The following is a 21818-nucleotide window of genomic DNA, read 5'->3' as shown; positions in this document are numbered from 1 at the left end:
TCAGCTGCACTTGACGCCGGCGGACTGCCAGGTGGTGGCGTCGACCATGGTGGTGGGGGCGAAGGCCTCCTGCGGGAAGTCCTTGCCGTTCTTCAGCTTGTCGACCATGGTCTGCACGGCCAGCGCGCCGACGTCGCTGCCGTTGATGAAGAGCGCGGCCTTCATCCCGCTGGGCTTGCCGCTGCCCCAGTCCTTGCAGGCCAGGTAGGCGCCGAGGCCGACACCGATCACGTTGTCGGCGCTGATGCCGGCGTTCTCGGTGGCGGTGATGCCACCCTGCACGTTCTCGTCGTTGCAGCCCCAGATCACCCAGTGCTTGACGCCCGGGTTGGCGGTCAGGGTGGCGGCGATCTTGTCCTGGGCACCGGTCGGGGTGTTGTCGGTGGCCACGTCGATGTTCTGCACGGTGGCGCCGGAGCCGGTGGCGAAGGCGTCCTTGGCGGCCTTCACCCGGTCACCGCAGACCGTCACGTCCTGCTTCCAGGCGGAGATCGTCCGGGTGTCGGCGGCGTTCCAGCCGGCCTTCTTGAACTCCTCGGCGGCCCGCTTGCCGACCTCGCCACCCATCTGCTGACCGCTGAAGCCGATCCGCGGGACCAGCGCCGACTTGTCGCAGGAGGCCGGGGCCGGGCCGGTGGTGCAGATCTGGTCGTCCGAGGTGAGCAGCGCGACCTTGGCGTCCTTGGCGGTCTGCACCACCTGCGGGCCGACGGCCGGGTCCGGGACGACGATGATCAGGCCGTTGCTCTTCTGTGCGATCGCGGACTGGACCTCGCTGATCGTCTTGTTGGCGTCGTTGCCGAGGTTGACCACCTTCAGGTCCACGCCGAGCTGCGCGGCCTTGGCCTTGGCGCCCGCAGCCTCGCCGATGAAGTACTCCTGGTCGCCCTGCTTCTGCAGGTAGGTCAGCGAGATCTTCCCGTTGACGGTGGCGACGTCGCCGCCGGCCTTGGTGGTCTCCTGTCCGGTGGAACAAGCCGTCAGGCCCAGCGCGACGAGCAGGCCGAGGGCAGCGGCGGTGGTGCGGCGGCGGTTGCGCACGGTGGTCATGGGTGGGGCTCCTAGTGCGGTGGATGGGACCACAATCAATCAGAACCAAACAGGTTCGAACGTGACGCGTGATATGACACCTGCTGAATCCAGAGGAGTCAAGGGTTTTCGCACAGATACGCACAGGCCGCAACGGAACCGTTGCCAGATCGGCTGAAATTGGCAGCCCCTGCCACTTCGCGCGGGAACCGTGCCGTGTCAGGGCAGCAAAGAGCGGTGGCGGTGCACCCCCCGACCGGGTGCACCGCCACCGCCGTCCACCGCCTCAGCGAGCTGCCGGGCCTATCGGCTCAGCAGGGGCCGAGGTCGTTCCAGACACCCCACGCACCGCTGGCGGTGGGGTCGTCGCCCTTGGTCCACCACTTGTTGCTGTAGTAGTGGCCCGCCGCGCAGCAGGTAGCCCGAGGACGGGGCCGCGACCGAGAGCAGGTAGTACTTGCCGTCCGCCGCGCTGGCCCGGTCCAGCTTCTGCCGCATGGTCTGCAGCAGCGCCGCGTAACCCTTCATCAGGGAGCCACGCTTGGCGTTGGCGGTGGTCCAGTCGAGCGGATTGCCCGCGTTGTTCATCGAGGTCGGGTACTCGTAGTCGAGGTCCACCCCGTTGAAGCCGTACTTCTCGATGAACGCCACCGCGGAGTCCGCGAAGGTGTTGATCCCGTCCGGCCGACAGGACTGGTTGTCGACGGCCGAAGCCGCCTGCGAGGGCGCCAGCCCCAGCGTCCCGAGCAACAGCCCGGCCAACCCGGCCGCCGCAGTGGCCGCGAACGCCACCCGTCGGCCGGAGGATCGACGACGGCCGGCAGCGGTGGGACGCTGCGCCGCCTCATTGCGGATCAACACTCGGTCCTCCAGGAGAGAGTGTCGGTGCGCGCCAGTGGGGTAGCGCGCGCGTGGGGGTCGAGGACAAACCGCAGGTGACGAGCGGTCCGCCGACCGGCTGCCACGTTGCAGATTGGCGATGAACCTATGTGGTCTGGACCACAAGGGTCAACAGGTCTGTACCAATCAGTTGTCAACGGTCGAACGGGAACTGCGGTGATTCGCATCACCCGTTCATCCGGTTTCCTGATGAGCCGCTACGCGGGGCGGGGACGATCGCTGCCCTTGGCAAGGAGGGAAATACCCGCGAGCTGCTGGAGCTCCTGGCCAAGCGCCCCTGGGACGCCAAGAGGCTGCCAGGCGAGCGGATCCGCCGCGCCCTGGCTGAGCTCGGCCGGCCGGAACTGTGCGAGGACTGCGGCACCGGCCCGCAGTGGCGTGGCAGGACGCTCACCCTTGAGGTCGATCACGTCAACGGGGACCGGTCGGACAACCGACCGGAGAACCTGCGCCTACTCTGCCCGAACTGTCACGCCGTCACCCCGACGTACTGCCGAAAGAAGGCGGGTGCGAGTAGCGCAGCAAGGCAAGTAGCATGATGCCTTGACAAGAGCGGCCTTGGTGGAACGGCAGACACGATGGCCTTAGGAGCCATTGGGGGAGACCCCGTGAGGGTTCGAATCCCTCAGGCCGCACGCAGCATTACCTGCAAATCGAAGGCCGGGCGCATTCAGCCCGGCCTTCACTGCTCTCACCCCACCAACTCCCCCACCGCCACCGCCAGCCCGCGGAACGCCTTCCCCCGGTGGCTGATCGCGTTCTTCTCGGCCGCCGTCAGCTCCGCGCAGGTCCGCGTCTCGCCGAGCGGCTGCAGGATCGGGTCGTAGCCGAAGCCGCCCTCGCCCGCGGGCGCCGTGCGCAGCGTGCCCAGCAGTCGCCCCTCCACCACGCGCTCGGTCCCGTCCGGCAGGGCCAGGGCTGCCGCGCACGCGAAGTGCGCGCCGCGGTGCGGGGCGGCGATGTCGGCGAGCTGGGCGAGGAGCAGCTCCAGGTTGGCCCGGTCGTCGCCGTGCTTGCCGGCCCACCGTGCCGAGAAGATCCCGGGGGCGCCGCCGAGCACGTCCACGCAGAGCCCGGAGTCGTCGGCGACGGCCGGCAGGCCGGTGGCGCGGGCCAGGGCGTGCGCCTTCAGCAGCGCGTTCTCGGCGAAGGTGACGCCGGTCTCGGGGACGTCGGGGATCTCGGGGTAGGCGTCGGCGCCGACCAGCTCGACGGTCAGTCCGGCGTCGCCGAGGATGGCGCGCAGCTCGGCGACCTTGTGCTGGTTGCGGGTGGCCAGGACGAGGCGAGGGGTGCTCATGGCCCCCAGTATTCCGCAGTGTCGCGGACCGTCAGCCGGTGCAGACCTTGGTGAAGTTGCCGACGGCGTCGCCGAGCGGCCCGAGGTCGGGGACCTGCTTCTTGTCCACGGCCTGTTGGACCTTGTCGACCTGCTTCTGCAGGTCGTCGATGGACTTGGTGATGTCGCTGCTGCTGCTGTTCTTGCCGGCCTTGTCGAGGTCGGCCTTCAGCTTGGCGAGCGCCCGGCCGGCTGCGGCGGGGTCGTTGTTGGCGTTGTTGTAGGCGTTGTTGACCTCGTTGAGGTCGGAGCCCAGCCGGACCGCGGTGTTGCCGCAGTCGACCGCCTTCTGTGCGGCGGAGCAGCTGACCGCGCTGAGCGGCAGGACGAGGATGAGCGCGGCCACGGCGAGGGCGGCGGGGCGGTTGATGCTGGGCGGCATCTCAGTCCTATGGGTGTGGAGGGCTGTTGCGGGAACCGTACGGTCTGGACGGACTCCGTGTACAGCCCATGGCCACCCCGCGGTCAGAGCTCGAGGGCCTTGCGCTGGATCTGGTCCAGTTCGGCGCAGCCGAGGGTGCCGAGGTCGAGCAGTTGGTTGAGCAGGTCGCGGTCGAACGGCGCGCCTTCGGCGGTGCCCTGGACCTCGACGAAGCGGCCGTCGGAGGTGCAGACGATGTTCATGTCGGTCTCGGCGCGCACGTCCTCCTCGTACTGGAGGTCGAGCATCGGCACGCCGCCAATGATGCCGACGCTGACGGCGCTGACGCCGCCGGTGATCGGCTGGCCCTTGGCGCGCAGCAGCTTCTTGTCGCGGGCCCAGGAGACGGCGTCGACCAGGGCGACGTAGGCGCCGGTGATGGCGGCGGTGCGGGTGCCGCCGTCGGCCTGCAGGACGTCGCAGTCGAGCACGATGGTGTTCTCGGCGAGGGCGCGGTGGTCGATGACGGCGCGCAGCGAGCGGCCGATGAGTCGGCTGATCTCATGGGTGCGGCCGCCGATCTTGCCGCGGACGGATTCGCGGTCGCCGCGGGTGTTGGTGGCGCGCGGCAGCATGGCGTACTCGGCGGTGACCCAGCCTTCGCCGCTGCCCTTGCGCCAGCGCGGGACGCCTTCGGTGACGCTGGCGGTGCAGAGCACCTTGGTGTCGCCGTAGGAGACGAGTACGGAGCCTTCGGCGTGCTTGCTCCAGCCGCGTTCGATGGTGATCGGGCGGAGCTGGTCGGGGGTGCGGCCGTCGATGCGTGACATAGCGCTTGAGCGTAGTCGGTCCGGGCGCGGCCGGGCCCCAGCCGGGGGCGTACCCCGGCCCGGCATGCCCGAGGGCCCGTCACCGCGGCGTCGGTGACGGGCCCTCGGGAGTGCGGTGGGACTTACATCATGTCCTCGATGTCGGCGGCGATCGGGTCGGCGTCGGTGCCGATGACGACCTGGATCGCGGTGCCCATCTTGACGACGCCGTGGGCGCCGGCGGCCTTGAGGGCGGCTTCGTCGATGAGGGAGGGGTCCTTGACCTCGGTGCGCAGCCGGGTGATGCAGCCTTCGACCTCTTCGATGTTGTCGATACCGCCGAGACCGGCGACGATCTTCTCAGCCTTGCTGGCCATGGTCTTTCTCCCTCTGTCTCGGCGCTCCGGCTGCCTTGCCGGGGGCCGTCCTGCGGTGTGCCGTACGACGGTGCCGGGTGACGCGGACTCAGTTGCCCGCCGCGCGCACCCGCGCGACCAGGATCGCCCGGTTCGGAGTGGTGCGCCACGCTGGTCCTCGATTGGCCCAGTACCGCGCGCGCCTGGTGGATCTTCCTCCCAGGATGACGGTGAGTGGGGCTCGGGTCCATGGCACGTACGGCTGCACCACAGCTGGTCTACACCAATCTTGGCGTACTTCCAAAACGTGCGGGTCTGCACCGATTGCTCCCCAGCTCCTCTCGCACCCCGACGGCCGGCGGCGGAAGGACGAGGATGAGCTCAGCGAGCGCGGCGCTGCCACCGAAACAGTGGTGGCAGGGCTTCTACGGCGGCTTGCAGAAGATGGGCCGCTCCCTCCAACTGCCGGTTGCGGTGCTTCCCGCGGCCGGCATTCTCAATCGCCTGGGCCAGCCGGACGTCTTCGGCCCGGACGGGAGGATCGCCGACTGGCCCAATGTCGCCAAGGTGCTGGCCGGCGCGGGCGGGTCACTGCTGGACCCGGTACTGGGCCTGCCGCTGCTCTTCTGTGTCGGCGTGGCGATCGGGATGGCGAAGAAGGCGGACGGGTCGACGGCGCTCGCCGCGGTGGCCGGCTTCCTCGTCTACCACAACATCCTGCTGCAGTTCCCGGTGAAGCCGCCGACCATTCCGCCGACCTTCCAGAATCCGGGGGTCTTCGGCGGCATCATCCTGGGCCTGCTGACCGCCTGGTTCTGGGTGCGGTTCCACCGGACCAAGCTGCCCGACTGGCTGGGCTTCTTCAACGGCCGCCGGCTGGTGCCGATGCTGATGGCCGGGGTGGCGATCGTGTTCGCGGTGTTCTGCCTGTGGATCTGGCCGCCGGTCGGCCACGGCCTGACCCACTTCAGCGACTGGCTCTCGGCCCGGGGAGCGCTGGGCGCGGGGCTGTTCGGCGTGGCCAACCGCGGACTGCTGGTGATCGGCATGCACCAGTTCCTGAACACCTTCATGTGGTTCCAGTACGGGACCTACAAGGACGCGCAGGGCCACACCTGGACCGGTGACATCCCCCGGTTCCTGCACGGCGATCCGACGGCCGGCCAGTTCACCTCGGGCTTCTTCCCGATCATGATGTTCGCGCTGCCGGCCGCCGCGCTCGCCATCGCCCACTGCGCCAAGCCGCACCGCCGCAAGGAGATCTACGGCCTGATGATCTCGGTCGCGTTGACCAGCTTCGTGACCGGCGTGACCGAGCCGATCGAGTACGCCTTCCTCTTCGTCGCCCCGCTGCTGTACGTCGCACACGCACTGCTGACCGGTGTGTCGATGGGTGTCACCTGGGGACTGGGCGTGCACGACGGTTTCAGTTTCTCTGCCGGACTGATCGATTATCTGATCAACTGGACCCTGGCCACCAAGCCCTGGCTGATCATTCCGATCGGCCTCTGTTTCGCGGTGGTCTACTACGCGCTCTTCCGATTCATGATCACCAAGTTCGACCTGCACACCCCGGGGCGCGAGCCCGAGGACGAAGTGGTCGACGTCACCAAGGACTGACCCCGGCAATGATCGCCAATCCTCAACAAGGTTTCGATTTCATAGCTCTTCCCACCTGCGAGGCCGTCCAGGGTTCCATGGCTTCTCGCAGCGTGTTAGAAAACTGGTCTACACCACTAGTGGTGTAGACCAGTTTGCGTACCGGACCCGGCCCGCACCCCGCCCGGCACGCCATGGCGTTAGGAACCACCCCCATGAGTACGACTGCGCAGGCACCGGCGCCCGCCGCGGCGCCGACCAAGAAGTTCGGCTCGGGCGTGCTGCCCGGCCTTCAGAAGATCGGCCGCAGCCTCCAGCTCCCGATCGCCGTACTTCCCGCAGCCGGCCTGCTGGCCCGGCTCGGCCAGGACGACATCCACACCCAGTGGCACTTCCCGGCCAAGCTCGTGCAGGTCTTCGGTACCGCCGGTGGTGCCATCCTGGACAACCTGCCGCTGCTCTTCTGCGTGGGCATCGCCATCGGCTTCGCCAAGAAGGCCGACGGCTCCACGGCACTGGCGGCCCTGGTCGGATACCTGGTGTTCAAGAACGTCCTCACCGCGTTCCCGATCCACGGCGGCATCAACGACGGCAAGCCGCAGAACCCGGGTGTCTTCGGCGGCATCGTGGTCGGCCTGCTCAGCGCCGTGCTCTGGCAGAAGTTCCACCGGACCAAGCTGGTGGACTGGCTCGGCTTCTTCAACGGGCGCCGGCTGGTGCCGATCATCATGGCCTTCGTCGGCACCGCGCTCGGCATTCTGTTCGGCCTCTGCTGGGGCCCGATCGGTGACGCCATCGCCAGCGGCAACGACAAGCTCGCGGGCGCGGGCGCGGTCGGCGCCGGTCTCTTCGGCCTGGTCAACCGCGCGCTGATCCCGATCGGCATGCACCAGTTCGTCAACACCTACGCGTGGTTCCAGCTCGGCAGCTTCACCAAGCCGGGCGGCACCGTGGTCAACGGTGACATCAACCGCTTCCTGGCCGGTGACCCGACGGCCGGCCAGTTCACCTCGGGCTTCTTCCCGATCATGATGTTCGCACTGCCCGCCGCCGCGCTCGCCATCGCGCACTGCGCCCGGCCGGAGCGCCGCAAGGTCGTCATGGGCATGATGATGTCCATGGCCCTGACCAGCATCGTCACAGGTGTCACCGAGCCGATCGAGTTCACCTTCCTCTTCATCGCCCCCGTTCTGTACGCGGTCCACGCGGTGCTCACCGCGGCCTCGATGGCGATCACCTGGGCCCTGGGGGTGCACGACGGCTTCGGCTTCTCGGCCGGCCTGATCGACTACGGGATCAACTGGCACCTGGCCACCAAGCCGTGGCTGATCATCCCGATCGGCCTGGCGTTCGCGGCGGTCTACTACTTCGTGTTCCGCTTCGCGATCACCAAGTTCAACCTCAAGACCCCCGGTCGCGAGAGCGACGAGGAACTCGAGGACCTCACCAAGGCGTAACGCCCGCCCGAGCTGCCGAAGGGGCACCGACCGCCACGGTCGGTGCCCCTTCGACGTTCACTCAGATCTCGTAGACAGCCCCGGCCTTGGCCAGCTCCACCGGCCCGGCGAAGGCCGCCTCGGCGTCGCGCAGGTTGCGCTGCGGGTCGGTCCACGGCGGGATGTGGGTGAGCACCAGGCGGCGGGCCCGGGCGGCGGCGGCGTGCTCGCCGGCCTCGCGGCCGTTGAGGTGGATCGAGCGGTAGGTCTCCTTGCCGTCGGTGTAGGCCGCCTCGCACAGGAACAGGTCGCAATCGCGGGCCAGCTCCACCAGCTCGGCGCTCTCACCGGTGTCGCCGGAGTAGACCAGCGAGCGGCCGTCGTGCTCGATCCGGAAGGCGTAGGCCTCCACCGGGTGGTTGACCCGCACGGTGGTCACGGTCAGTGGGCCGAGGGTGAGCCTTCCGTCGCCCAGGGTGTGGAAGTCGAAGACCTCGGTCATGCCGGGCCGCTCGGGCATGTCGTAGGCGCGGGCCAGCCGGCCCGGGGTGTCGACGGGGCCGTAGACCGGCAGCGGGTCGGGGCAGCCCTCCTGGCGGTAGTTGCGGGCCACCCAGTAGGCGCACAGGTCGATGCAGTGGTCGGCGTGCAGGTGGCTGAGCGCGATGGCGTCCACGTCGTAGAGTCCGATGTGGCTCTGCAGTGCGCCGAGCGCGCCGTTGCCGAGGTCCAGGACCAGCCGGTAGCCGTCTGCCTCGACCAGGTAGCTGGAACAGGGTGATTCGGGCGACGGGAAGCTCCCCGAGCACCCCACCACAGTCAGTTTCATCCCGAGCCCCTCCGCCGGATCCAGGTCCCGCGCACGCCGGTTACCGCCGGGTCACACCGGCGGGTAGCGGCAGCGGTCGCGAGTCCGAGGGTAAGGGCGGAGCGGCACTTTGCCCCCGTCCCCGTGCCGCGCTGTGGCTGGAATCACCAGAACGGGGCGGCCCGGGGGACGGGCGTGCGGGAGGCGGTGCGGGAGGCCCGTACGAGAGCCGCTGCGGCGGGCGCGGGGGCGGCTCAGCGGTGGCCCGGCCGGCGGCGGGCCCAGGCCCGGACCGTGTCGGGGTACCAGCGCGGGTGGCCGGCCGCGTCGACGAAGTCGGGGTCGGGCAGCAGGCCGTGCCGCCGGTAGTTGCGAACGGTGTCGACCTGCACGCCGATGTGGCGGGCGATCTCGGGATAGGACCACGCATCGGTGCTGTGCTGGCTCATCTGGCCACCTCCTGGTGCTGCGAGGCCGGAGCGGGCTGGTGCGTGGTCAGCCTTTCGGCGCAGGGGTCGCCCTCGAGCGCGCGGCGGGCACCGTGGCGGTTCCGTGACAGATCGGCAGCCTGGAACGGATAAATGCCCAACTGTCACACCGGTACGGTCAGCACATGAATGTGTGGATGGAGGCCCTCGCCGGCCTGGTGATCGTGGCGCTGGGCGTCTTCGGCTACACCCGGCTGCGCCAGCAGCAGTCCGTGCCGGTCCCGGCCCCGCGGCCACGGCCGCAGCGGACGGGCGGCGGCCCCGCGCCGCGCGAGATCTGGTGGGCCGAGGTCCCGTTCGAGGACGGGCCCGGCAGCAAGGACCGGCCCTGCCTGGTCCTGCGGGTGCACGGGCGGACCGCCACCGTGGTCAAGATCACCAGCAAGCACCACGCCGAGCGCCCGGGCGTCCTGGCCCTGCCGCCGGGCTCGGTCGGCGACCAGCAGGGCCGGGCCAGCTGGCTGGAGACGGACGAGCTGCGCGAGGTGGAGCTCGGTGCGTTCCGGCGCCGGGTCGGACTGCTCGACGCAACGACGTGGGCCCGTACCGAGCGTGCGGTACGGGCCCACTGAGACTGCGTCGGCTGAGGCTGGGTCAGGCCCAGAGCTGGCCCTGCAGCGCCTCGACCGCCTCCTCGGTGGTGGCGGCGCTGTAGATGCCGGTGGACAGGTACTTCCAGCCGCCGTCCGGAACCACGAAGACGATGTCGGCCCGCTCGCCGGCCTCGGCGGCGCGCCGGCCCACGCCCATCGCGGCGTGCAGGATCGCGCCGGTCGACACACCGGCGAAGATCCCCTCCTCGGCGAGGAGTTCGCGGGTGCGCCGGACCGAGTCGGCCGAGCCGACGCTGAACCGGGTGGTCAGCACCTCGGCGTCGTACAGCTCGGGCACGAAGCCCTCGTCCAGGTTGCGCAGGCCGTAGACCAGGTCGTCGTAGCGCGGCTCGGCGGCCACGATCTTGACGCCCGGGACCTTCTCGCGCAGGAAGCGCCCGACCCCCATCAGGGTGCCGGTGGTGCCCAGGCCCGCCACGAAGTGGGTGACGGTGGGCAGGTCGGCCAGGATCTCCGGGCCGGTGGTGGCGTAGTGCGCGCCCGCGTTGTCCGGGTTGCCGTACTGGTAGAGCATCACCCAGTCCGGGTGCTCGGCGGCCAGTTCCTTGGCCACCCGCACCGCGGTGTTGGAGCCGCCGGCGGCGGGCGAGGAGATGATCTCCGCGCCCCACATCCGGAGCAGCTCGCGCCGCTCCTCGCTGGTGTTCTCCGGCATCACGCAGACCATCTTGTAGCCCTTGAGCTTGGCCGCCATGGCCAGCGAAATGCCGGTGTTGCCGCTGGTCGGCTCGAGGACGGTGCAGCCGGGGGTGAGCCGGCCGGCCGCCTCGGCCCGCTCGATCATGTAGAGCGCCGGCCGGTCCTTGATCGAGCCGGTCGGGTTCCGGTCCTCCAGCTTGGCCCAGAGCGTGACCAGGCCGTCCGCGTTGCCGGGCACGGCCGCGGAGAGCCGGGGCAGCCGGACCAGCGGCGTGTTGCCGACGGCTTCGAGCGGACTGTCGTAACGCATCAGACAGCGCCGCCGGCCACGGCCGGGAGGATGGTGACGCTGTCGCCGTCCTTGAGGCCGGTGGAGATGCCCTCGAGGAAGCGGACGTCCTCGTCGTTCAGGTAGACGTTGACGAAGCGGCGCAGCTCGCCGTTGTCCAGCAGGCGGTCGGCGATGCCCGGGTGGCGGACGTTGAGGTCGGCGATCAGCTCCCCGAGGGTGGCGCCGGTGGCTTCTACGGCCTTGGCGCCGTCGGTGTAGCTGCGGAGGATGGTCGGGATGCGGACCTCAGTGGCCATGGCTGCGCTCCTGGGCAGGTGGTGGTGAGCCGCAGGGCGCGGCGGGGACTGACTGACGAAAGCTCGTGGGGCGTGGTGCCGCACGCGCCGACCGGGGTCGGGCGGGACGTGCTCAGGCGTCGGGACAGATCGCCGCGGCGTGCCGGCACAGGTCGATGTGCAGGCGCGCCACGAGGCGGATGCCCGGGGCCTGATTGCTCACATCGACGGAACGCATGGGCTCATCGTATAGATTCCCGGCCCGGTTCCTCCATGCCCGTCTCGTTCCTCGGATGCTTTCGTGTCGCCCTGTGAGATTCGACGGAAACGGGACTGCCCGCCACCACTGGTGGCGGGCCACCCGGTCAGGCCTCGACGACCTGCACGTCTTCCTCGCTGATCACGCCATCCACGATGCGGAACGAGCGGAACTGGAACGGGTCCTCGCTGCCGTTGCCCTCGGCGGTGGAGACCAGCACGTAGTGCGCGTTGGGCTCGGAGGCGTAGCTCACGTCGGTCCGCGAGGGGTAGGCCTCGGTCGCGGTGTGCGAGTGGTAGACGATCACCGGTTCCTCGTCCCGGTCGTCCAGCTCGCGGTAGAGCTTGAGCAGGTCCGCCGAGTCGAACTCGTAGAAGGTGGGCGAGCGGGCCGCGTTCAGCATCGGGATGAAGCGCTCCGGGCGGTCGCTGCCGGCCGGGCCGGCGACGACGCCGCAGGCCTCGTCCGGGTGGTCGGCGCGGGCGTGGGCGACGATCGCGTCGTGCAGCTCTCGGGAGATGGTCAGCATGCGGCCAGGATAGGGGCAGCCGCCTCGGGCCCGGCCGGGCCGTCCGTCAACCGGTCGGCCGGCCGTCCGCCGGTCGGTCGACCGGGCCTCCGTCAGCCGGTCATCGCCTCCAGCAGCGACTCCTGCATCGCGCCCAGCCAGAGGTAGGCCATCACCAGCGGCTTGCGGTCGTCGGTGTCCGGCAGGTCGTACAGGCCCTGCTCGTCCTCCTCGGTGACGTCCAGTCGCACGCCGAGGGTGAGCCGCAGGTCGTTGAGTGCGCCGAGCCAGCGCGGGCACTCCTCGGCGCTGGGCCGCAGCACCCCGCCGCCGTCCCCGAGGGTGTCCAGCGAGCGGACCACCAGCAGCGCGTCCTCGCGCTTGCGGGCCCGCAGGTCGAGTTCGGTGTAGCGGCGGAACTCCCCGGCGAAGGCCTTGGTCTCGCCGTCCACCGGCTGGCCCGGCTCGCCGTAGGCGTCGGGGAAGAGGCGGGCCAGCGCGGGGTCGGCCGGCGCCTCGGAGGGGCCCTCGGCGAAGAGCGCGGCCAGCGGGTCCTCGCCCTCGCTGCTGCCGGGCCCGGGCCCGATCAACTCCAGCATCTGCACTTCGAGCGAGCGCAGGATCGCCGCCTCCACCTCCTCCAGCGCGATCGCCGCTCCGCCGTCGCCGGTCTGCTCGAACAACCCAGCCATATGTCTGACAACCGTCCCGGTTCGCGTATCTGTCGAGTGATCAGTCGTGCTGCAGGGTGGCCCACAGGCCGTAGCCGTGCATGGCCTGGACGTCGCGTTCCATCTCCTCGCGGGTGCCGCTGGAGACCACCGCGCGGCCGCGGGTGTGGACGTCCATCATCAACTTGCGGGCCTTCTCCTTCGGGTAGCCGAAGTAGGCCTGGAACACGTAGAGGACATAACTCATGAGGTTGACCGGATCGTTGTGGACGATCGTCACCCACGGAGTGTCCGGCTCCGCCACCGGGAGGCTCTCGGCCTCGGGGCGTTCGATCTCGGCCGGCGCGACACTCACGGCTGGCTTCTCCTCACGGGGGACGACTCGGTGGGATCCCGCGGCCGGGGTCTGGGCCCGGCCCGGCATGGCTCCTCTGACCTCCCATGCTGCCATCCGGGGGACCTCGGAGCGATTCCGACCCGACTGTTCACCTGTGTTCATCCCGGGAAATCGTCAAACTGACGTTAAGTGGTAGTAGCATCATCCTCATGGACGCCCAGGCATTCGCGGCGGCGCGGTCCGCCGCGCCCACCGAGTCGGCAGCCGGTTCGACCGCGCTGCTCACCGACCGCTACGAGCTGACCATGCTGCAGGCGGCGCTGCGCAGCGGCGCTGCCCACCGCCGCTCGGTCTTCGAGGTCTTCACCCGGCGACTGCCCGACGGCCGTCGCTACGGAGTCCTGGCCGGCACCGGCCGGGTACTCGACGCAGTGCAGAACTTCCGCTTCGGCACGGACCAGTTGGACTGGCTGGCCGACCAGCGCGTGGTGGACGAGACCACCCTGAACTGGCTGGCCGACTACCGCTTCTCCGGCGACATCCACGGCTACCCGGAGGGCCAGGTCTACTTCCCCGGCTCCCCGCTGCTCACCGTGGAGGGCAGCTTCGCCGAGGCGGTGATCCTGGAGACGGTGATCCTGTCGATCCTCAACTACGACTCCGCGATCGCCGCCGCCGCCTCCCGGATGACGGCCGCCGCAGGGGAGCGGCCGTGCATCGAGATGGGCGCCCGGCGGGCCCACGAGAGCGCCGCCGTGGCGGCCGCCCGGGCGGCCTACATCGCGGGCTTCGCGGCCACCTCCGACCTGCAGGCCGGCTTCGCGCACGGCATCCCGACCACCGGCACCGCCGCGCACGCCTTCACCCTGCTGCACGACAGCGAGAAGGACGCCTTCACCGCGCAGATCGCCTCGATGGGCACCGGCACCACCCTGCTGGTGGACACCTACGACCTGGCCGAGGCGGTGCGCACCGCCGTCGAGGTGGCCGGGCCCGCGCTGGGCGCGGTCCGGATCGACTCCGGCGACCTCACCCTGCTCGCCCACCGGGTCCGCCGCCAGCTGGACGAGCTGGGCGCCCGGGACACCCGGATCATCGTCACCTCGGACCTGGACGAGTACGCCATCGCCGCGCTCGCCGCCGCCCCCGTGGACGGCTACGGGGTCGGCACCAGCCTGGTCACCGGCAGCGGCTACCCGACCTGCGCGATGGTCTACAAGCTGGTCGCCCGGGCCGCCTCGGCCGACCCGGACGCCCCGCTGGTGCCGGTGGCCAAGCGCTCGGCCGGCGCCAAGAGCAGCGTCGGCGGACGCAAGTGGGCGGCCCGGCGGCCGGACGCCGACGGGGTGGCCGAGGCCGAGGTGGTCGGCACCGGGCCGATCCCCGCCGAGCTCGCGCCGTTCAGCCTGCACGTCCCGTTGGTCAAGGGCGGCGAGGTGGTCGGACGCGAACCGCTCGAGGCCGCCCGCACCCGCCACCAGCAGGCCCGCGCCGCGCTGCCCCTCTCGGCCACCCAGCTGTCCAAGGGCGAGCCGGTGATCGGCACCGAGCTGCTGATCCACTAGGCCCTGCTCTCACCCCGGCAAGGCCCCGGCTCTGCCGGTGTCGCCCCTTCCACCCATCGGCGCCACTCCCTAGAGTGGCCACACTCCGACCGCCACCCGATTCGCCAGCGAGGAAGCAAGCCATGCACCGGGCCCTGATCGTCATCGATGTGCAGAACGACTTCTGCGAGGGCGGCAGCCTCCCCGTCGCCGGCGGTTCCGAGGTGGCGGCGGCCATCACCGAATTCATCGCCACCCACCGGGACGAGTACCCGCACATCCTGGCCACCCGGGACCACCACCTGGACCCCGGTGCGCACTTCTCCGCCGAGCCGGACTTCGTCGACAGCTGGCCGCCGCACTGCGTGGCCGGCACCGAGGGGGTGGGCTTCCACCCGAACTTCGCGCCCTCGGTGACCTCCGGTGCGATCGAGGCGGTCTTCGACAAGGGCGCGCACGCGGCGGCGTACAGCGGCTTCGAGGGCTTCGACGAGAACGGCAGCACGCTCGCGGACTGGCTGCGCGAGCGCTCGGTACAGGCCGTGGACCTGGTCGGCATCGCCACCGACCACTGCGTGCGGGCCACCGCGCTGGACGCGGTACGGGAGGGGTTCGCCACCCGGGTGCTGCTCGACCTGACGGCGGGCGTCGCGCCGGCGACCACCGCCGCCGCGCTGGAACAGCTGCGCGAGGCCGGGGTGGAGCTGGCCGGGGAGCCGGTCCTGGGGTAGTCCCGGCGCCGCTACTCCTGGGGGGCAATCCTGGGCGGGTCAGTCCTGGGGGGCAGTCCTGAGGGCGGTCCTGGGCGGGTCAGTCCTGAGGGCAGTCCTGGGCGGCTCAGTCCTGGGGACACAGCAGCTCCACCACGTCCGCGCCGCCGGCCAGGAAGGCCTGCCGCAGCTCCTCGCTCACCGCGGCGGGCTCGGTGGCCACCCGGTCGGCGTCCAGGTACACCACCCGCACCCCCAGGTACTCCATCCGGTGCTGGCCGGCCCGCAGCCAGGCCGCCTCGCCCTCGCTGACGCAGCGCACCGCGGAGTCCACCTCGACCGCGACCGCCGCCTGCGGCCAGTACAGGTCGGGCACCGCCACGAAGGTGCCGCCGCGCATCCGCAGCTCCGGGCCGACCAGCGGGGCCGGCAGCTGCTCGGCGGCGGCCAGCTCCAGCAGCTGACCGAGCACGAACTGGCGTTCGGCGGCCAGCAGTTCGTCCAGCGCGGCGCGGATCCTGGGCATCTCGACCAGCTGCGCCTCGCGCAGTTCCGCGATCAGCTCGGCCGGCGTGCAGGCCCGCCGCCCGTCCGGGCCGGTCGCGGCGACCGCCTCCCGCAGCACCGAGCGCAGCAGCCGCGGACCGAGCACCCCCGAGTCCAGTGCACCGCCCTCGGTCCACTCGCGCAGCGCGTCCGCCACTGCCCGACCGACCGGCGCGCAGGCCAGCCCGTGCACCTCACGGGCCTCCAACTCCCGAGCGGTGCGCTGGATCCGCACCTCGCCGACATCCCGCAGCCGGCGCTGCCGGGGCACCAGCACCTGCACCCCGGTGACGGCCGGCAGCCTCGGCACGGCGGCGAAGCCGTACAGCGCGAGCGCGGCCGCACCGGTGATCACCGCGCCGTCCCGGCGGCCCTCCTCGCGACCGTTCTGCGCCGCATAGAGCAACGCGGCCCACATCCGCTGCTCGGGGGTCGGGGTGCCGGTCTGCAGCAGGTAGACCCTGGGCAGCAGCCGCTGCCAGGGGCCACCGCGACGGCAGTGCTCACTGACCACCCGGGACGGAACTCCCCTGGCGCGCAGCTGACTTGCCGTGATCACGTTCTGCTGGCGACGGGCCAGCTCTTCGAGCGAGGGGGCGGAGGAGGGGATCTGGTAGCTCATGCGACAACCCTCCCCCGTCACCCGGTCGCCGCAGTCGCAACCTGACGCACCGTTACGGAACCGTCGTCAAATCGGGACAGCCCCGCACTAAAGTCGCCATACCCTCACTCATTCGGAGTAATTGGACTCAAAGTGCTTGCAGAAGCGGTCAGCAGGTGATGCCCACGGGCCGGCCATGACATCCGTCATCCCGCACTGGTGACCGGATCACCTGCCGGCGGCGCCCGGCGAACCGGCAGAATCGTGCTCACCGGCGGGGCGAGAATCGCGAGGCCGGACCGACGGGGGAAACATGAGCGTGAACGAGGCAGTCGCCGCTGAAGCAGTCGCTACCGAGGCAGTCGCTACCGAGGCGGTTGCGGGCGAAGCGGTTGAGAAGCCCAAGGGGCTCGCCGCCTTCACCGAACCCATCGAGGAACTGCGCCTGCCGATCTGGTTCTTCGGCTTCGAGGCCGTCTTCGCCTGCGCCTTCGACCTGCTCAAGGCCTTCCCCAGCGCCTGGCCGGTACTGGTGCTGCTGGTCATCACCAATATCACGCTCTCCTTCACCGTGCTGCGCAAGCGCCTCAAGCTGGCCAAGGCGCTCTGGCGCGGCAAGGAGACCCGCAAGGTGGCCATCGGCCTGCTCGCCCTGCGGTTCGGCAGCCACTTCGCGCTCAGCGCGGTCGGCGTCGAGGTCACCACCATGGCCGCGCACCTGGTCTACGCCGTGGTGATGGGCGCCGTGACGGTCGGCCTGCTCGCCTTCAGCCAGCGCACCGCGCTGCGCGCCCTGGCCGCCTCCCGCGAGGCCGCGGCACGGTGACGACCCCGGTGTGACCCGGGCCACTCGCCGGGATGGCTCCCTCCGCCCGAGCCACCCACAGGCATTGCCTACCATCAGGACATGCCATATGACGAAACATCAGGTCTGAGCGCGGCCCAGCTGCGCCTGGGCCGGCTGCCCGGCTACGTCCGGCGGCCCGACCCCGCCCGCCGGGCCGGCGAGCGGGGTGCGGCGTACAAGAAGGGCTGGGAGGTCCGCTTCACCGCGCGCAGCGAAGCGGAGATAGCGGAGATCCGCGAACTGCTCGTCGCGGCCGGATTCGCCCCCGCCCGGCCGTTCTTCAAAGGTCAGCAACTGATCCAACCGGTCTACGGCATGGCGGTGGTCCGCACCTACCTGGAGGCTCGCGAACTGCTCGTCTGAGCCAACCGACCCGCTCCCCACCGAGGCTCCACTAACGGGGGAACCTCAGCTCTGGTGCGGCTCAAGGAACTCCAGGCGGTTACCCACCTTGTCGAAGGCATAGAACCGGTCGTGCCCCGGGAACTCCCCGTCCCACTGCACCGGGTGGCCATTGGCCTCCAACCGCTCGGCCAGCGCACGCAGCCCGTTCACCAGGATGCCCGGGTGCGCCTTGCGGGCCGGCGCGAACTCTGCCTCCACCCCCAGATGCACCTCCAGCCCACCACCCCGGAACCAGCAACCACCCCGCGCCGCCAACACCGCCGGCTTGGCCAGTTCGGTCATCCCGAGCACCCCGCCCCAGAACTCACGGCAGAGCGGCTCAGCCCCCGGCGGAACGGCCAACTGGACATGGTGCAGGCCTGCGAAGAAGTTCTCACTCATGCCGCCGACCCTACCCGCGTCCGTCCGCTGAGCTCAGGGAGTGGTGGCGGCGGTGGCGGGTGGCATGAGGCAGGGGCTGGTGACGCTCAGGTACATGCGGTCCACGTCGCCTGCAGTGGAGGCGCGGAGGTTGTAGTCACTGGTGTGGTTGGCGCTGACGACGGCGTCTACCTTTCCATCAGAGCCGGTCTCCTGATAGACCGAGATGGTGAGGCCCTCCTTCTCCGCCATGTCGCGGATCTTACGGACGACTTCAGGGTGCTGGTTCTGTGGTACGGCGCTGAAGACGGTGTACATCAGGTAGTACCGGTCGTCAGGGGCGCTCTCGCCGTTACGGCCCTCGCAGCCGGTGAAGAGTGCCTTGACGCTTGTCGGGTCTGTCTGAATGCCGGCGGCCCGGGCCATGTGCTCGGTCATACGCTGCGCCCAGGCCTGGGTTTCGCTCTTCGCCTTGACGGGCAAGGGATCGTCCTTGCCGGATCCGGTGGACATGCACGCTCCGAGGGTCGCGACCAGAACACCGGTAGCAAGGACCTGCCGGAGCGTCCTGGACGGACTGGTGAGACGGCTGTGAGGCAGAGTCACGGGAAGGGTTTCCTTCGATCGGCGGCCCACTGTTCGTCTTGCTGGGCCGTGGGCCCCAGGCTGGTCACGGTGTCCGCCAGGCCCTGCACGCCGCCGGCCACCGACCAGCCCGCCAACTGTCCCACCGCCGTGGACGCCGCCGTCACCGCCGATGCCACCGACTTCGCCAGGTCTTCCACGATCCCCCGCGCCAGTCCCGCCGACGCCCTCAACTCCGCCCCGTTCACGCTGATGTCAGCCACTCTGGCCCTCCCGGCATCGTTACGGCCAGTAAGGTTACGTCACTGAGCAAGGCGTAAGCATCCGTACGAATACTCAGGTCTGAGACGCCGTACCGGGTCAGCTGGATCTGATCAGCCCGTCGAGCCGTTCACGCAGCCGCAGAGCGATCTCGTCCTGGGCCGCCTCAGACTGGCTTTCCTCGCCCGCCAGCAGGCTGAAAACGCCCGGCCCACGCAGGTGTTCGGCGAACTCGGGTGGGCGCGGCACCAGGTGGAAGTGCAGATGACCGAAGCCGGGCGCCTCGGAGAACTGGGCCAGGTAGGTCTTGGCGCACCCCGTCACCTCGGTGAGCGCACGGGACAGGCGGACCTGCCACCCACCCAGGCTCGCCGCCTCCTCGTCCGTCAACTCGGCGATCGTCGTCACATGCCGACGCGGAATCAGCACCAACCACCCGAGCAGCGCCGAATTGAAGGAGTGCGCCACCCGCCAGTACTCGTCCGCCACGATCAACTCGCGCGGCGGAAGATCGGGGATCTGCGCCGTGTGCCCGCAGCTGAAACAGGTCACGCCCGCCCCCTGCGAATGAGAAAGGCCAACCCGGCGCCGATCAGCAGCACGAGGACGGCCGCAGCCCCGTAAAGCACCCCGACCGGCAAGCCGTCATCCTTCTTGCCGGTCGCCTGCGGCACCGGAGCGGGCGAGGCGGACTCGGGCGCCCCCTGGGACTCGACCCGGGTGAGCAGCGGGTTGTCCCGTGGACCGTTGTCGACAGCGGGGTTGGGGGCGAGCGACTTGGACGGGGAAGCGATGCCGTAGCCGTAGCGGTCGTTGGGAACGGCGCTCTTGTCCGGAGGCGCGGCAGCCGTGGTGATCATGCGCCGAATCACCTGCCCCGCAGAGAGGGACGGGTACTTGGAGCGCACCAGGGCGGCGATGGCGGAGACGTAGGCGGTGGCGTCGGAGGTGCCGCTGGCGTAGCGGTAGTCGGTGGTGGACTTGTTGCCCGCGCTGTAGATGCCGACGCCGGGGGCAACCAAGGTCGTCTCCGGGCCGTAGTTGGACTTGTCCCAGACGTTGCCCTGCCGATCGATCGCACCAACTGCGACCACTCCGGGGAAGGATGCGGGATAGGAGACGACCGAGCCGAGGTTGCCAGTGCCTGCGACCAGCACGACATCATGTGAGACCGCGTAGTCCACGGCCGCCCGCGCATCCCGGTCGGTCCGCAACGCGCCCGCAAAGGACATGCTCACGACCTTCGCACCGTGATCCACCGCGTAATGCATGGCTTCAGAGAACTTGAGATCGGGACCGGCAGCGACCACATCGGCGTCACGAAGTCCGACCCGCAGAGGAAGGATCCTTGCCCTGGGCGCGAGGCCCATCACACCGGCCTGATCCCCATGGCCATGCCCTGCAATCAGGCTCGCCATCCCGGTACCGTGCCCCAGCTGATCCTTCGTGCCGTTAGTACCGTCACCTGTGAAGTCAGCTCCAGAAAGTACCTGCCCGCTGAGATCCTGATGGTCTGCCAGGACCCCTGTGTCCATAACCGCGACGGTCACGCCGTCGCCCTGGCTGATCGGCCAAACCTTGGTCGTCGCCTCATACGCCTGCAGAGCCCACTGCTGATCCCGGATGTTGTCGGCCACCGCAGGCCCAGTTGCCAGTCCCCACACCAACGCCCCCGCTGCGAGGGCGGCCACGCCCCGCGCCGGCCGCCTACCCGCCATGCCTGATCTCCCACTCCTAGACGTCAGCGACTCATTCCACCACGTCCGGATTGACCGCCTCACCCGACACCCAGGTCTCCTCGTCCTCCACCAGGTAGTCGGCCCGCTCGCCCTTCCGCTTCTTCTTGCGCCGCGTCTCCTGCGGGCTTCCGGGCAGGAAGCCGGCAGGCTCCTCCGGCGAGGCACCGCCGTACTCGGCCTGCGCACGCCCCCTGGCGCCGATCCCGCTACCGCCTTCGGTGAACGCCTTCCGTGTGCCGCCGCCGGAACGCCCTACGACCTCGCCCTCGCCCTCGCCGATCACACCCGGGCTGCGGCGAGCCGCGCCCCTGCGGGCAACGCCAGTGCCACGCCCACTTGATGCTTCGCCACTTTCGCCGGCGAAGAGGTCTCCATTCGCACCGGGCCGCCGGCCGCCGGAAGTACCCGGCTCGGCCTCGCCGGTGAATGCTCCGCCTGAGGGACGAGCGCCTCCAGGTGTGCCACGACCGACCACGCCGCCGAAACTCACCGGAACACCGCCGTTGGTCGCGCGCCCGCTCACGGGAGTGGTGCCCAGCACTCCACCGCCACTCGCCACGGACGGCTTAGAGCCAGTGATGGTGATGCCGTCCAGGCTGGTTCCACTTCCTGGAACAGGTGCTTGGCCGACAGGACTTGGCGTCTCCTCTCCGGGACTTCGCAGCGCACCGACCGCCGTACCTTGCGGAGCCTTCGGGCTGACATTCGCCACGCCGCCTGTGATCCCGGAATCGGTGGCGGCAACCGAACGCGTGGTCCGCTGCCGAGGCGAGTCAACAGGTGCACTGCTGCCGCTGCCACTCGCTCGCGGAACAGCCGAAACGGCCTCCGGCGCGGTCGTGTAGCCGCCCATGGCACCAAGCCCAGATCCCAGGACGAAGGCACTCAAAGCCGCTGACGCCGTCGGGTCCGGCGGCGGGACCTCGGAGTTGTCAATGTTCGGCGACGGCGGCGGCTTCAGCACCGGTGTAGCCGCCCGGTACTTGTTCGCCAGCGTCTGCATCACCGCAACCGCCTGTGTCTTGCGCTGGTCCGCGATCGGGATCTGTGTGCTGTCGTCCTGCACGCCCACCGCGTTCTGCGCGGTGTCGGAGATCGCGTTGCCCAGCTTGTCCCAGAAGCCGGGTTCCTCGGGCATGTCGTGCTTCGCCTGGTCGATCGCCTCGGACATCATCTTCAGCGTGTTGGCGGCGTCGTTGGCGTACGCGGCGGTGTTGTTGACGCTGTTGGCGAGCTTTGTCATCGACTCGTAGAAGGCGTCGCTGCTGCTGCCTTCCCAGGTCGATGTGGCGTCGCCGGAGGCCGTGTTGAGCGCGGTGCGGATCTGCTTGAGGACGTCGGAGGCACGCCGCCAGGGGTCGCTGGCGGACATCACGTCACCCGAGTTGAGCGCCTCGACCATCGACCGCAGCGTGCCGTGGCTGTACTTGTTGAAGTCGGTGACCTCGCCGCTCACGCTCGCACTCCCCTGCTCACTCCCCCACTGATTACGCCACCGAT

At 69.9% G+C, this 21818-nt stretch carries 28 protein-coding genes, 1 tRNA gene and 1 pseudogene; 9 read left to right on the top strand and 21 right to left on the bottom strand.

Going from position 1 to position 21818, the window contains the following annotated elements; genetic code table 11:
- The gene (locus BR98_RS28020; protein ID WP_083977067.1) at window positions 1–1050 is read right to left on the bottom strand and encodes a substrate-binding domain-containing protein; all 1050 of its coding nucleotides are present in this window, start codon (window positions 1048–1050) and stop codon (window positions 1–3) included.
- Between the two features lie 363 nt (window positions 1051–1413).
- Window positions 1414–1890: pseudogene (locus BR98_RS28015) on the bottom strand (glycosyl hydrolase family 18 protein); the annotation flags it as partial.
- Between the two features lie 128 nt (window positions 1891–2018).
- Here BR98_RS28015 and BR98_RS42390 point away from each other — a divergent pair.
- Entirely contained in the window at window positions 2019–2468 is a 450-nt protein-coding gene (locus BR98_RS42390; protein WP_083977065.1) for an HNH endonuclease signature motif containing protein, read from the top strand.
- Window positions 2469–2481: 13 nt separating this feature from the next.
- Window positions 2482–2564 (top strand) — tRNA-Leu (locus tag BR98_RS28010).
- A 56-nt stretch (window positions 2565–2620) separates the two neighbouring features.
- On the opposite strand, the gene rdgB is transcribed toward BR98_RS28010, so the two are convergent.
- The 4 genes from rdgB to BR98_RS42130 all read right to left on the bottom strand — a co-directional run bounded on the left by rdgB (window position 2621) and on the right by BR98_RS42130 (window position 5115).
- Window positions 2621–3229: an RdgB/HAM1 family non-canonical purine NTP pyrophosphatase gene (gene rdgB, locus BR98_RS28005; protein ID WP_035848910.1), complete on the bottom strand. Its 609-nt coding sequence runs from the start codon at window positions 3227–3229 to the stop codon at window positions 2621–2623.
- Between the two features lie 31 nt (window positions 3230–3260).
- Window positions 3261–3650 (bottom strand): hypothetical protein, encoded by a 390-nt coding sequence (locus BR98_RS28000; protein ID WP_035848904.1) that lies wholly within the window; start codon window positions 3648–3650, stop codon window positions 3261–3263.
- Window positions 3651–3733: 83 nt separating this feature from the next.
- Window positions 3734–4459, bottom strand: coding sequence for a ribonuclease PH (gene rph, locus BR98_RS27995; RefSeq protein ID WP_035848897.1), 726 nt, complete (start codon window positions 4457–4459; stop codon window positions 3734–3736).
- 122 nt (window positions 4460–4581) lie between these two features.
- Window positions 4582–5115: a PTS glucose/sucrose transporter subunit IIB gene (locus BR98_RS42130; RefSeq protein WP_267886096.1), complete on the bottom strand. Its 534-nt coding sequence runs from the start codon at window positions 5113–5115 to the stop codon at window positions 4582–4584.
- Window positions 5116–5169: 54 nt separating this feature from the next.
- Here BR98_RS42130 and BR98_RS27985 point away from each other — a divergent pair, with 54 nt between their 5' ends.
- Window positions 5170–6414 (top strand): PTS transporter subunit EIIC, encoded by a 1245-nt coding sequence (locus BR98_RS27985; RefSeq protein ID WP_035848891.1) that lies wholly within the window; start codon window positions 5170–5172, stop codon window positions 6412–6414.
- Window positions 6415–6608: 194 nt separating this feature from the next.
- Window positions 6609–7850 carry a PTS transporter subunit EIIC gene (locus BR98_RS27980; protein WP_035848885.1) on the top strand — a complete coding sequence of 414 codons (1242 nt, stop codon included), beginning with the start codon at window positions 6609–6611 and terminating at the stop codon, window positions 7848–7850.
- Between the two features lie 61 nt (window positions 7851–7911).
- Here the strand turns inward: BR98_RS27980 and BR98_RS27975 are convergent, their stop codons facing one another.
- Complete coding sequence (locus tag BR98_RS27975) at window positions 7912–8658, bottom strand: MBL fold metallo-hydrolase (RefSeq protein WP_035848882.1); 747 nt, start codon at window positions 8656–8658, stop codon at window positions 7912–7914.
- Between the two features lie 233 nt (window positions 8659–8891).
- Window positions 8892–9086 carry a MerR family transcriptional regulator gene (locus tag BR98_RS27970; protein ID WP_035848880.1) on the bottom strand — a complete coding sequence of 65 codons (195 nt, stop codon included), beginning with the start codon at window positions 9084–9086 and terminating at the stop codon, window positions 8892–8894.
- Between the two features lie 164 nt (window positions 9087–9250).
- Here BR98_RS27970 and BR98_RS27965 point away from each other — a divergent pair, with 164 nt between their 5' ends.
- On the top strand, window positions 9251–9697 hold the full coding sequence (locus BR98_RS27965; RefSeq protein ID WP_035848879.1) for a type II toxin-antitoxin system PemK/MazF family toxin: 447 nt from the start codon (window positions 9251–9253) through the stop codon (window positions 9695–9697).
- A 22-nt stretch (window positions 9698–9719) separates the two neighbouring features.
- On the opposite strand, the gene BR98_RS27960 is transcribed toward BR98_RS27965, so the two are convergent.
- From BR98_RS27960 to clpS, 6 genes are all read right to left on the bottom strand, one after another.
- Complete coding sequence (locus BR98_RS27960) at window positions 9720–10688, bottom strand: PLP-dependent cysteine synthase family protein (RefSeq protein WP_035848878.1); 969 nt, start codon at window positions 10686–10688, stop codon at window positions 9720–9722.
- On the bottom strand, window positions 10688–10966 hold the full coding sequence (locus tag BR98_RS27955) for a MoaD/ThiS family protein (protein ID WP_035848877.1): 279 nt from the start codon (window positions 10964–10966) through the stop codon (window positions 10688–10690). The genes BR98_RS27960 and BR98_RS27955 overlap by 1 nt, the downstream gene beginning before the upstream one ends.
- Window positions 10967–11078: 112 nt before the next feature.
- Window positions 11079–11183 (bottom strand): putative leader peptide, encoded by a 105-nt coding sequence (locus tag BR98_RS42385; protein WP_324606693.1) that lies wholly within the window; start codon window positions 11181–11183, stop codon window positions 11079–11081.
- Window positions 11184–11310: 127 nt separating this feature from the next.
- Window positions 11311–11733, bottom strand: coding sequence for a Mov34/MPN/PAD-1 family protein (locus BR98_RS27945; RefSeq protein ID WP_035848871.1), 423 nt, complete (start codon window positions 11731–11733; stop codon window positions 11311–11313).
- Window positions 11734–11825: 92 nt separating this feature from the next.
- Window positions 11826–12404, bottom strand: coding sequence for a DUF2017 domain-containing protein (locus BR98_RS27940; RefSeq protein ID WP_035848865.1), 579 nt, complete (start codon window positions 12402–12404; stop codon window positions 11826–11828).
- A gap of 40 nt (window positions 12405–12444) precedes the next feature.
- Complete coding sequence (gene clpS, locus BR98_RS27935; RefSeq protein WP_035848862.1) at window positions 12445–12738, bottom strand: ATP-dependent Clp protease adapter ClpS; 294 nt, start codon at window positions 12736–12738, stop codon at window positions 12445–12447.
- Between the two features lie 191 nt (window positions 12739–12929).
- On the opposite strand from clpS, the gene BR98_RS27930 reads away from it, so the two are divergent.
- Together BR98_RS27930 and BR98_RS27925 are read left to right on the top strand one after the other, a co-directional pair.
- On the top strand, window positions 12930–14285 hold the full coding sequence (locus BR98_RS27930; protein WP_035848859.1) for a nicotinate phosphoribosyltransferase: 1356 nt from the start codon (window positions 12930–12932) through the stop codon (window positions 14283–14285).
- Window positions 14286–14407: 122 nt separating this feature from the next.
- A complete protein-coding gene (locus BR98_RS27925; protein ID WP_035848852.1) occupies window positions 14408–14995 on the top strand; it encodes an isochorismatase family protein in 588 nt (195 codons plus the stop codon).
- A gap of 106 nt (window positions 14996–15101) precedes the next feature.
- Here BR98_RS27925 and BR98_RS27920 read toward each other — a convergent pair whose 3' ends face one another.
- A complete protein-coding gene (locus BR98_RS27920; protein ID WP_051970279.1) occupies window positions 15102–16142 on the bottom strand; it encodes a type IV toxin-antitoxin system AbiEi family antitoxin domain-containing protein in 1041 nt (346 codons plus the stop codon).
- 292 nt (window positions 16143–16434) lie between these two features.
- On the opposite strand from BR98_RS27920, the gene BR98_RS27915 reads away from it, so the two are divergent.
- Complete coding sequence (locus tag BR98_RS27915; protein ID WP_051970278.1) at window positions 16435–16947, top strand: hypothetical protein; 513 nt, start codon at window positions 16435–16437, stop codon at window positions 16945–16947.
- Between the two features lie 81 nt (window positions 16948–17028).
- A complete protein-coding gene (locus tag BR98_RS27910) occupies window positions 17029–17331 on the top strand; it encodes a hypothetical protein (RefSeq protein WP_035848843.1) in 303 nt (100 codons plus the stop codon).
- Window positions 17332–17376: 45 nt separating this feature from the next.
- Here BR98_RS27910 and BR98_RS27905 read toward each other — a convergent pair whose 3' ends face one another.
- The 6 genes from BR98_RS27905 to BR98_RS39705 form a co-directional block, all read right to left on the bottom strand.
- Window positions 17377–17754, bottom strand: coding sequence for a VOC family protein (locus BR98_RS27905; RefSeq protein WP_035848841.1), 378 nt, complete (start codon window positions 17752–17754; stop codon window positions 17377–17379).
- Window positions 17755–17787: 33 nt separating this feature from the next.
- Window positions 17788–18246, bottom strand: coding sequence for a hypothetical protein (locus BR98_RS27900; protein ID WP_157537957.1), 459 nt, complete (start codon window positions 18244–18246; stop codon window positions 17788–17790).
- Between the two features lie 89 nt (window positions 18247–18335).
- Window positions 18336–18581 (bottom strand): hypothetical protein, encoded by a 246-nt coding sequence (locus BR98_RS27895; RefSeq protein ID WP_035848838.1) that lies wholly within the window; start codon window positions 18579–18581, stop codon window positions 18336–18338.
- Between the two features lie 97 nt (window positions 18582–18678).
- A complete protein-coding gene (locus BR98_RS27890) occupies window positions 18679–19068 on the bottom strand; it encodes an HIT family protein (protein WP_198042294.1) in 390 nt (129 codons plus the stop codon).
- A 59-nt stretch (window positions 19069–19127) separates the two neighbouring features.
- Complete coding sequence (locus tag BR98_RS27885) at window positions 19128–20216, bottom strand: S8 family serine peptidase (protein WP_198042293.1); 1089 nt, start codon at window positions 20214–20216, stop codon at window positions 19128–19130.
- Window positions 20217–20328: 112 nt separating this feature from the next.
- Window positions 20329–21774: a WXG100 family type VII secretion target gene (locus BR98_RS39705; protein WP_157537956.1), complete on the bottom strand. Its 1446-nt coding sequence runs from the start codon at window positions 21772–21774 to the stop codon at window positions 20329–20331.
- Between the last annotated feature and the right edge of the window lie 44 nt (window positions 21775–21818).

Origin of the sequence: Kitasatospora azatica KCTC 9699 (assembly GCF_000744785.1) — a bacterium.
GTDB classification, from domain to species: domain Bacteria; phylum Actinomycetota; class Actinomycetes; order Streptomycetales; family Streptomycetaceae; genus Kitasatospora; species Kitasatospora azatica.
The sequence above is the reverse complement of the archived record's forward strand: the minus strand, read 5'-3'. Positions and strand labels throughout refer to the sequence as shown.